Here is an 11,053-nt window from a genome sequence, read left to right on the forward strand (position 1 = left end):
TCGGACGTTGCGAGTCGCTCTTTTCTGAAAATAAGCGTCAGATACCTAGAGGTTTGTCTGATTAAATTTTGAGATTTTGACAGAGAAATATGAGGAGAGGTGTTCGGACGTTGCGAGTCGCTCTTTTCTGAAAATAAGCGTCAGATAACAAAAGGTTTGTCTAATGAAACTTTTCAATTTTTAGAGAGAAATATTGAGAGAAGCGCTCGGACGTTGCGAGTCGCTCTTTTCTGAAAATAAGCGTCAGATAGCTAGAGGTTTGTCTGGTGAAATTTTGAAATTTTCACAGACAAATATTAGTAGGTGTAGTCTCAAGTGCTGAGTCATTTTTTTGAGAAAATATAGTCGGACTTAAAAAAGGTAATAGTGTCAGACTTTTTCTATTACAAAAATATGCTCTCTGACACTCAAATGCTTTCCCTGTTTTTTAAATCTTGTCGATAATCGACAATAAAGCTCGACATTTTTTTGACAAATTCCAAAATCATTGTAGGGCAATATCTTCAGAATTAATTTAGCTAAGATCGAGAACAGGATTTTTAAATCTTGTCGATTTTCGACAACATTAAATTATCAGCATGGTGTAAGATTCAGTTATCAGTTATCAGTTATCAGTTATCAGTTGTGAGTTAACAGTTATTAGTTATCAGTTTAAACTTTCACAGGAGAATCCAATGCTAATTCATTCATCTAAACAAACACGAAAAAACTATCGAGGCCGTTCTTTTAAAAATCAAGATTTGACAGATGCAGATTTTTCTTTTGCTGATATAAGAGGAGCAGATTTTACCGGAGCAAATCTCACGAATGCTAACTTCAATTATGCTTTAGCAGGACTAACAAAATTTCGGATAATTATCATATCTATTGTCGTAGGTATCTTATTTTTAACTGCAGGTATTGCAGCATTTGTTGCTATGTACGTTCCCACACATTTTTTCCCTAGTAAATCAAAGGAAATAAATCATCTTATTGCAGCTATTTTAATACTTCGAGTATTTGTCAATATTGGTTTATTAGTAATTACTATTCGTCAAGGAATTGCAGAAACAACAAAATATTTACTTTATTTATTTTCTGGAATGATACTAACAATTCCCATACTTGGAGCTTTGGCAACAGACGAGGAAAAAATTGATAACTTTTTCGGTTTTTTAGGAATTTCAGAAGCACCAAATTGGGCTATTTGGTTGTTCGGAAAATTAAGAATTTTCAGGAGTAGCAAGATTATCGAAAGTGTCAATTATTTCTTGAATGGCAATGAAGATGCAAATCATATTATAGACATAATTATTACTCTGATAATTTCTATTGTGGCAATATTTGTATTAATTTTAACTCTCAGTTTAGCAGTAGTTTTAGCTGAAATTATCGCTGAAAAATGGTTAGCAAATAGAGCAGTAATAGGAATATTATTATTAATGGCTGGAATACCTATTATTTCAAATTCTTTTAGAAGTAGTCCTTATCCGTTGATTTTTGGTGTCATATATATAGGTTTTCCTTGCACCCTAATACTAATAACCCAACATCTAGCAAAAAAAATATTAGCTGAAGACTCAAAAAATATTTTTCTCCTCCGATTAGCTATTGCCATTGGAACTGTAGGAAGCACCTGTTTTAAAAATGCTAATTTAACCGATGCTGACTTTAGTCACGCCATTCTTAAAAGCACAAATTTTCGATTTTCTAATGCCACTCGCACATTCTGGCGACAAACCAAATATCTGAAATTTGCCAGAGTCGAAAACACTATCTTAGAAGATATAAAAATCAGAGAGTTATTAATAACTGGATGGGGAAAAGACCAAGAATATATAGGAGCAAACTTGAGGGGAGCTAACCTTGCAGTTGCCGATTTGAATAACGCTAATTTCAGACAAGCAAATTTAAGCGAATCTTCCCTAAAAGCTGCTTATTTAAACAATGCAAATTTAACTGAAGCATCAGCAATAGGCACTAATTTTTCCACCGCTCAAATGTCAGGAACTTGTTTGGAAGGTTGGAATATTGACCATACAACTATCCTCGATAATGTTGAGTCAAAATATATCTATTTATTAGAGAAACCACTGCCAGAAACAGACGATAGAGAACGTCGCCCTAGTAGTGGATATTTTCTACCGGGAGACTTTACAAAATTATTTACAGAAGTCTTAAATACTGTAGATTTAATTTTCCGAAATGGAGTAGATGCTAAAGCTTTTATGTCATCTTTTCAACAGGTAAAAGATGAAAACCAAGACGTCCCTATGACAATTCGGGGTATGGAAAATAAAGGTGATGGAGTAGTGGTAATTACTATTGATGTACCGCCAGAAACAGAGAAGGAAAAAATTCATCGACAGTTCCTCAAATTCTATGAGCAAAATCTAGGAGTGCTAGAGGAAAAATATCAGGAAGAATTACAAGAAATTAAACGACAGATAAATCAAAATCTTCAGGAAAGTGAGAGAAAGTATCATATTGAGTTGGCAAAAAGAGAGAAACAAGATGCTCGTTTAGAAGAGCAAAAAAATTACATGATGTCTTTGTTTAATCAGATATTTCAAAAATCAACCTCTGCTAATTATTTGGTAATTATCAATTTTGAAGGGGGAAATTTTGAAACAGGTTTTCCAGTTATTAGAGCTAATATTTGGTCAGACAATCATCCTTTACCAATTTCTTTTACGGGTAACTTACCTGCAAATTCAGAAATTCCTCAGCTCTATCAAAACTGGAGCCAAAAATATGAACAATTAAGAGAATACCATCAAAATTCTGGCTTCCTTCCTAGAATAAAAATGAAGAAACAGCAGACAACAAATTTTTCTAAAAAAGACATATATCAGGAAATTCGGGAATTAGAAAAAGAGTGGCGATCGCTCCTCAATAACTGGTTGAACGAGGCAAGTTTTCACAAAATTGAAAAGGCGCTACGAACGAAATTTAATCCTTCAGATCAAGTCAGATTAATTATTCAATCTGAGGATATTTTAATGCAGCGAATTCCCTGGCACTTATGGAATTTTTTCTCTGATTATCTATTTGCTGAAACTGCTATAGGTTTGCCGGAAGCTAACCGAGTGGAAAAGTTAGATATTGCTAGGGAAAAAATCCGCATCTTGGCAATTTTTGGAAATGACAAAGGGATAAATGTTGAGGCAGATAAAAAATATTTGTCTAGTCTCTCCAGCGAAGCAGAAGTTGTTGATTTAGTGAAACCAAGTCGCCAAGAATTAGATGAAAAATTATGGGATGAAAAAGGTTGGGATATTATTTGTTTTTCTGGTCATAGTGACAGTGAAGCAGATGGCAGTACCGGATATTTTTATTTAGGAAATGAAACTAAAATGACAGTTGAGGAATTAGAAAATTCTCTGGCAAGAACTATTAGGAAAGGTCTACAGTTAGCAATTTTCAATTCTTGCGATGGATTAGGTTTAGCTCGACAATTTGCTCGGTTACATATTCCGGCAATTATTGTTATGCGAGAAGAAGTTCCAGATTTAGTTGCTCGGAAATTTTTTAAGTATTTTCTGGAGTCATTTGCTGGTGGAAAATCTCTATATATTTCTGTGCGAGAAGCGAGGGAAAAATTACAAGTATTGGAAGATAAATTTCCTGGGGCGAGTTGGTTGCCAATTATTTGTCAAAATTCCGCAGAAATACCTCCCTCATTTCAGTTATCAGTTAACAGTTATCAGTTATCAGCTAATAGTTAACAGTTGGCAGTTAACAGTTAATAGTTAAAGGAGAATTTTATCAGTTATCAGTTGGCATTTATTAGTTAATATAATTGCTTTTACCTTTTTTGAAGGTGGTTTTACAAAATTACTATCTCCTATCGAAACTGAAAAGTTTAAACGCCTCACATCAAGGCAAAAAAAACTACTTCAACAGTATTACTCATTGATAAATCTCTCAGAGTTATCAATGAGTAATGAGTAATAAGTAATAAGTAATAAGGGTTGTATTGTTAACTAGGCACATAACAAATATGTGGTTTAAATGCACAACAGCTTACCGAAACAATTAAACAATTAAACAATTAAATAATTAGATAATTCAGGTTTAAAGCCTCCCCAATAAAAATGAGTAATGAGTAATAAGTAATAAGTAATAAGGGTTGTGGGGAAAAAAATCAATTTTTTCCTTTTAGTCAATCCTCTCTCTTTTAGGGAGAGGTAATTATCAATTATCCATTATCCATTATTGAATTCCCTACTTCCCTGTTCAAGAAGGGTGGAGAATTTAGTGCTAAGTTAGCTAAACTTTTTAAAATACTAAGTACATGATACAAATCATTTCCTGGATTGAAGATATCGAATATTCTAGATACAGCATACTGTGATGTTTCTCCTTTTACTAATTTGAGAAATCGAAAGCTATTGCCATTCGTAATTAAGCCATAAGTTGCTTGGTTAGAATTAGGATTAGCTAACATATAGGTTAGTAATTGTGACCTCCCAACTTCTAGAGAAAAAGCTGCTTTTTTAGATTCGATCGCCATTACCCAAATTTGTTCACATACAGCTAATACATCAATTTTTCCTTTGATAATAATTCCTTCGTCTTCTAGAGAAATTTTTATAGTTTTTTCTGACTTGATACGGAAGGGAGGAAGGTAGAGGTTTGCTAAGTCTAATAGTGGAGATAAGACTACCATTTTGACAGTATTTTCTAATATGGGCGGTTCTTCTAATAAATTAGAATAGCTAGTTTGAACCCGATCTAATCTTTGTTTTTCTCCTGCCGATATTTCTGGTAATTCATATTGCCATTCTGGAAAAAATTTATCGTTTTTAACTAACTCTAGGTTGAATTTTTCTCTAAGTTTCTCTAAAGTTATTTCTTGCGCTGATAGAGTTTGAACCATGATTTTTTAATAAGTAGTTGTGCTTTTAGGAATTTTCTAGTTGAGAGAGGGAAATTTCAGTTATCAGTTATCAGTTGTCAAATATGAATTTAGTGCTACTTTTAATCTCATCAACTCTAAAACTGCTGTGATTTTCAATATTGTATAGCAATCCTATTTAAGTTGTAATATTTTGGTGGCAGTTAGGAGTCAGGAGTCAGAATTTTACATTCCCTGAAGCACCCCGACAGAGGTGATGAATGATGGAAATTTCTGACTATTGCGTATAGAGCAACAGTCGATACATTTTCTGAAGCACCCCGCCAGAGGTGATGGATAGTCAAAAATTTCTTCTATTGTGGATAGAGAAACAGTCAATACATTTCCTTAAGCACCCCGCCAGAGGTGATGAGCAGGGAAATTTTCCTTTTATTGCGGATAGAGCAACAGTCAGTACATTTTCTGAAGCCCCCCCAGAGGTGATGAGTAGGGAAATTTTCCTTTTATTGCGGATAGAGCAACAGTCAGTACATTTTCTGAAGCAACCCCGCCAGAGGTGATGGATAGTCAAAAATTTCTTCTATTGCGTATAGAGCAACAGTCGATACATTTTCTGAAGCACCCCGCCAGAGGTGATGGATAGTCAAAAATTTCTTCTATTGCGTATAGAGCAACAGTCAATACATTTCCTTAAGCACCCAACCAGAGGTGATGAGTAGGGAAATTTTCCTTTTATTGCGGATAGAGCAACAGTCGATACATTTTATGAAGCACCCAACCAGAGGTGATGAGTAGGGAAATTTTCCTTTTATTGCGTATGGAGCAACAGTCGATACATTTTCTGAAGCACCCAGCTAGAGGTGATGGATAGTCAAAAATTTCTTCTATTGCGTATAGAGGAACAGTCATTACATTTCCTTAAGCACCCAGCTAGAGGTGATGAGTAGGGAAATTTTCCTTTTATTGCGTATGGAGCAACAGTCGATACATTTTCTGAAGCACCCCGCTAGAGGTGATGGATAGTAAAAAAAATCTTCTATTGCGTATAGAGAAACAGTCAGTACATTTTCTGAAGACCCAACCAGAGATGATGAGTAGGGAAATTTTCCTCCTAGAGCGACTAAATTCTAAATTATACTATAATTCTCCTAAAGGTACTTGAATTAAATCCTGAATAGTCGTAAGTCTTAACCTTTCCAATTCCTGAATCCATTCTGATTCCGAATAAAATTTTTCTTGATACTTTTTAGCTAATTCAGACTCAACAGATAAATCTGTTTTTTGCCACATATTTAAAATAGCACTACGACGTTTTATCGACATAATTAATTCTATAGTTGCCACTGTCGAACGAATTTCTAAAGGCGCTCTGAGCAGATTTTTTTTTATCTTTTCATCTAAATGAAAAAGATGCTCTAAATTAGCAAGTTTCTCTGGAGTTTCCAAACAACTATCCTGTAATTTTGAAATTAAATCATCTGATTCATTAGTTTGATTTTCTGAGAGATTTTCCACAGAAATAATTTGCTGCCATAAAAATCTATTGTGAGAGAAACTAAATTGTAAATCTCTTGCTTCCATTGCATCTTTCACATCTTGACGATAGTTCGGACAATGTAAATAAATACGCAGCAATAAAGATTCTGCTTCTGCCAATAAACTCCTTTCTATAGGTGGAGATAAAACCCCTGGTGAATTATTTTTTTTAGCCTTAGTAAAGTTTCTATTATTTTGAAGATTAGATTTTAATTGTTTCGCTACGAGTAAAGGCGGTGATAAAAATTCATCTTCAGCTAAGAGCTTTTTCCAATTAATGAAAATTTGAGTTAATAAATTTTCAGAAATTAATGAAACTCTCCGAGGGTCTCCCTGACTCAAAATTTCGGCACAATATTGCAGATAATAAGTAAGCTGATTATCATTAGTTATCTTGGTTAAAGTTTTAACTATTTCTTGATTTGCTTGAGCATATTCATCTGCCAAGCTGAGATTTTTACTTCCTACTATATTTTGAATTTGCCAATCAATCCATAATGCCGAATTTACCAATAATTCTTGATATTTTTCAGCAGAATAAGTTTTCAAATATTCATCTGCATCTTTTCCATCAGGAATATTCAAAACCCTCAGTTGAACTTCCCCACTATAAGCAAGTTTTTCTATTTCTCCAATTGCTCGATCAGTAGCTTGAACACCTGCTCTATCAGCATCAAAATTTAAGATAATTTGTTTAGATTCTGTATAACGTAGAAGTTGTCTAATTTGAGTTGAACTTAACGCCGTACCAAGAGAAGCAACAACATTATTAATTCCCGCAGCATGAAGAGCGATCGCGTCAAAATATCCCTCTACAACCACAGCTTTATCTTGTTTAGCAATAGCAGTTTTTGCCTTATCCAAAGCAAATAAAGTTTTACCCTTATCAAATAATTCTGTCTCAGGAGAATTCAAATATTTAGGTTGTTCATCAGTCAAAGTTCTACCACCAAAACCAATAACTCTACCTTGAACATCATTAATAGGAATTATCAAGCGATCGCGAAATCTATCGTAATAACCAGTACCAGATTTTCTAGGCAAAATTAATCCTGCTTTTTCTACTAATTCGACAGAAAAACCTTTTTGTTCTACGAGATAACCATAAATAGTTTCCCAACCATTAGGAGCATAACCGAGTTGAAATTTTTGAATAGTTTCTTCTGAAATTTGACGTGAATTTTTTAAATACTCCAAAGCAATTTTTCCCTGGGGTTGTCTTAAGGCGTGTTGATAAAAACTATTCGCCATTGCCAAGATTTCATAAAGTTGTTCCCGCAGAGAAATTTGCCGTTGAAATTCTTGTCTATTTTCTGGTGATTCTGTTTTAATTTGTATTTGATAACGTCTAGCTAAATCTAAAACTACATCACTAAAAGAAGACTTACCAATTTCCATCAAAAACTTCAAAGAATTACCACCTGCACCACAACCAAAACAGTAGTACATTTGTTTCGTGGTACTAACAGTAAAGCTCGGAGTTTTTTCTTCATGGAAAGGGCATAATCCTACATAATCTTTCCCTCGTTTCTTTAAGACGATATGTTCTGAAATAACATCATAAATATCTGCTCTTTGCTTAACTTCTGCAATAGTATCTTGATGAAAACGGAAATTATTCATAATTAGGAAGTAGGTTCATTAATGGATAATTTATAATGGATAATTGATAATTACCTCTCCCTTTTAGCTATGCTTTATAAACATCTTTATTAACATAAAATTTGACAAAATAAACAAGTTATACCAAGGGTGAAAAAAGAATGTTACAAATAATAAGGGCGATAAAAAAACTTGCTTATGAGATGTTTTTTTGACGAATTCAATAAGTTATGAACTAATAATGGCTAAGAAGCTATTCCCATTTTACTCCTTACTCCTTACCGAAATAATTAATAATTAAACAATTAAACAATTAGATCATTCAGGTTTAAAGTCTCCCCAATAAAGGGGAAAAAAGCGGTTGAGGGATGGATAGGTAACCTAACCATATCCAATCAACCAAGAGAAATAAATTTTTTCCTTTTAGTCAATCCTCTCCCTTTTAGGGAGAGGTAATTATTCATTATCCATTATCCATTATCCATTATCCATTAATGAATCCTTACTACTTAAAAAAACGAGATATTTGTAGAAAACATTTATCAAATTGGTATTATGTATAAGCTTCTCAAAAGCTTTTTCGGGAGAAAAGTGTAAAGCATTGATATATAAATGCTTTGAGGTTTAATCAGCAAGTCCTAAATAATTGTCAAAACAATTCAAAATTATTAATTAAAAATTCAAAATAACCTCTGTTAAATTTTCTGCATTTTCCCTGATTGCCAGGAGGGAAAATCCCTTGGAATGAGCAAAAATTTAGTATTTTTTTGTACTTTTCAAAATTTTCCGGTGCAGTGTCGAGTTATACCAATTCCCATGCATTAATGCTATACTAGGGCAATACTCCAGTTATCAATTAATTAGTATATATCAAATCATTTTTTTGCTAGTTTTAGCTGATTTAATATTAATTATTGTTATTTTTACTTCTCCCGTACGGACGTTGCATAAGGACGTCCCTACTACTACCCTACTCCCCTGCTCAACAAAATGTAGAAAAGTTTTTGAGAAATGGTATTAGGCCACTTTTCTGTACATGGCGTATGCAATCTAGTACCTCATTTTTGGTGTATTTTAGCTAAAAATCCGGCACAATTTCTGATTTAAAATCCCTTAAATCTTTGTTGTGTAAGGTTTTTATATTTAATAAGCAAGCCCTAGTTAAAGTGAAGCCTTAGTTATAAAATATAATAGATAAATTCTATTTTCGGCTGGAGTATAAAAATATCTAGCCAGTTATGAGGAAGTGGGTAATCGGTGTTCAAACGTATAAGGCAGGACTTCAAAAATGACCTAATCGCTGGTCTATTGGTAGTGATACCATTGGCTACTACAATTTGGCTTACTATAACTATTGCTCGATGGGTAATTGATTTTCTCACCAAGATTCCAAAGCAAATTAATCCCTTCGATGGTTTACATCCAATTTTGGTAGGTTTACTAAACTTCTTAGTAGGACTAGCAGTACCATTGCTAAGTATTCTATTAATAGGACTGATGGCCAGAAATATTGCTGGAAAATGGCTGTTAGATTTAGGTGAGAAAATATTACAAGCAATTCCATTTGCTGGCTCAGTTTATGGCACTCTCAAGCAAATATTAGAAACTCTGCTCAGGGATTCTAACGAGAAATTTCGCCGTGTGGTACTGGTAGAATACCCACGTCAAGGAGTCTGGACTATAGCTTTTGTTACTGGTACTATAAGCGATGAAATTGAATCTCATCTGGGAGATTCAATGTTAAGTCTGTTTATTCCCACAACTCCAAATCCTACATCTGGTTGGTATGCCATAGTACCAGAAAAGGATGTGATTAGTGTTTCTTTGTCAGTTGAAGATGCTTTTAAAGTTTTAATATCTGGTGGAATAGTAAATCCCAATTCATCAACAGGAATTAGTCAAGAAAAAATATTCAAAAATCAACTTAAACCAGTAATTCCAGATAGAGAACAATATCAGTAATAGGGAGTATGGATTCAACAATTAATAATTAATAATTACCTCTTCTTAGAGATTGTTTGCAAAGCAAATATACAAAGGAGATAGGGAATAGGGAAAAGAGAATAGGAAATAAGCAGGAATAAATCAAGACGCTTTTAACAACTATTTGTCACTGAAAAATCTAGGAATATATGTAGTGAATACCTTTCTCTATCACAGATTTCAATCCCTGAAACTACTACTAATTTTAGATTTTAGTTACTCAAAAACTCTTTTAATACTTACTTGAGAAACAGTCTTTTATAAATGAAGATGATTGGCTAAAAGCAATTTTTTTTCTTCATAAATGGAGAGACTTTATACTTGAATTTTTTGGTAGGGGAAAATAATTGACGTATCTAGTGGGATAATTAATTTTATTTTTTATTATTTGGAGATATCTATTATGAAAAAAGCTCCCCGTTCTACAGCTCGTGAATTAGCTCTCCTTGGTTTAAGTCAATTACCAACAAATCCAGGGAGTTTAGAAAAAAAGCAACTTCAAGAAGTTGTATTAGCAGCAGTTCGGACTTTAAGAACGGAGGCCCAAGATATTTTAGAAACTGCAGCAGCAGAAATACAAAGAGGGAGCGATCGCCTTCTGAGTAGTCAGATCGGCACTACTGATATTGAAAGTGCCAGAGGAATGCTCCATGAAGCTATGGAGTTAGGCCAAACAGCAATTAATCGTATTGGTACTGCTGTTGAATTACCAGAAATTCTTCAACTTACTAATCAAGTAGAAGTTCGCAGCTATACTATGGAAATTCTGACAAAAGTGAATCGTAATAAGGAAGAAATTGATAAATTATTGAGAGAATCAATAGTAGATTGGCAAATAGAACGTTTACCCAGAATTGATTTGGATATACTCAGAATTGCAGTAGCAGAAATGATGTTTATTGGGATTCAAGAACAAGTTGCTATTAGTCAAGCAGTAGAATTAGCTAAACGTTATAGTGCCGAAGATGGGCATAAGTTTATTAATGGGGTATTACGAAGAGTTCTCAACAAAATTCAAAATTAATGTCATCTAAGGAATCATATCAAATCCGGTTAAATAGTTATAGAAGTCATATTGATATCTTTGCCCGC

General features: G+C 33.6%; 7 protein-coding genes. 3 read left to right on the plus strand and 4 right to left on the minus strand.

What is annotated here, in order from left to right; all coding sequences use genetic code 11:
* The first annotated feature begins 674 nt into the window (after window positions 1-674).
* A complete protein-coding gene (locus tag F6K40_RS13240; protein WP_293136515.1) occupies window positions 675-3,707 on the plus strand; it encodes a pentapeptide repeat-containing protein in 3,033 nt (1,010 codons plus the stop codon).
* Between the two features lie 473 nt (window positions 3,708-4,180).
* Here the strand turns inward: F6K40_RS13240 and F6K40_RS13245 are convergent, their stop codons facing one another.
* The 4 genes from F6K40_RS13245 to dnaG form a co-directional block, all read right to left on the minus strand.
* Entirely contained in the window at window positions 4,181-4,861 is a 681-nt protein-coding gene (locus F6K40_RS13245; protein ID WP_293136517.1) for a restriction endonuclease subunit R, read from the minus strand.
* 182 nt (window positions 4,862-5,043) lie between these two features.
* On the minus strand, window positions 5,044-5,184 hold the full coding sequence (locus tag F6K40_RS13250) for a hypothetical protein (protein WP_293136519.1): 141 nt from the start codon (window positions 5,182-5,184) through the stop codon (window positions 5,044-5,046).
* 180 nt (window positions 5,185-5,364) lie between these two features.
* The gene (locus F6K40_RS13255) at window positions 5,365-5,487 is read right to left on the minus strand and encodes a hypothetical protein (protein WP_293136521.1); all 123 of its coding nucleotides are present in this window, start codon (window positions 5,485-5,487) and stop codon (window positions 5,365-5,367) included.
* 490 nt (window positions 5,488-5,977) lie between these two features.
* Window positions 5,978-7,999, minus strand: a complete 2,022-nt coding sequence (gene dnaG / locus F6K40_RS13260; RefSeq protein WP_293136523.1) for a DNA primase — start codon at window positions 7,997-7,999, stop codon at window positions 5,978-5,980.
* Between the two features lie 1,236 nt (window positions 8,000-9,235).
* On the opposite strand from dnaG, the gene F6K40_RS13265 reads away from it, so the two are divergent.
* Entirely contained in the window at window positions 9,236-9,940 is a 705-nt protein-coding gene (locus tag F6K40_RS13265) for a DUF502 domain-containing protein (protein WP_293136525.1), read from the plus strand.
* Window positions 9,941-10,364: 424 nt separating this feature from the next.
* Window positions 10,365-10,985, plus strand: coding sequence for a transcription antitermination factor NusB (gene nusB, locus F6K40_RS13270; protein WP_293136527.1), 621 nt, complete (start codon window positions 10,365-10,367; stop codon window positions 10,983-10,985).
* Window positions 10,986-11,053 lie beyond the last annotated feature (68 nt).

Source organism: Okeania sp. SIO3I5 (genome assembly GCF_010672085.1).
Taxonomy (GTDB): Bacteria; Cyanobacteriota; Cyanobacteriia; order Cyanobacteriales; family Microcoleaceae; genus Trichodesmium.